The organism is Neisseria sp. P0001.S005 (assembly GCF_051963715.1).
Genome location: NZ_JBQCTZ010000803.1, coordinates 1 through 356, shown reverse-complemented (window position 1 = coordinate 356; position 356 = coordinate 1). Strand labels below are relative to the sequence as shown.

1 protein-coding gene is annotated in these 356 nt (G+C 52.8%); it reads left to right on the top strand.

Features of this window, described 5'->3' with window-relative positions:
* The coding region (locus ACTHSP_RS22970; RefSeq protein ID WP_440347123.1) for a TolC family protein at positions 1-356 on the top strand (356 nt) is incomplete at both ends.

Here is a 356-nt window from a genome sequence, read left to right as displayed (position 1 = left end):
TTCCGCCTGTTGCCTGTCAAAGGCGTGAACTTGGACGTACCGATTACCGTTTTGGCCAACCGCCCCGACCTGCGCGCCGCCGAATACCGCCTGCAAGCGTCGCAACAATCGGTCAACGCGCAAAAACGCAGTTGGTATCCGTCGATTACTTTGGGCGCAAGTTTGAGTACGTCGTCCGACAAAGCAAAAAGCACGTTCAATATCCCTATGTTGGGCGGTTCGGCCACCATCAATCTGCCTTTCCTTAATTGGCAGACCATGAAATGGAAAGACAAAACCGTACAAGCGGAGATGGACAGTGCCAAGCTGAATTTTGAAAAAGCCCTGACCACCGCGCTCAACGAGGTCAACACCAA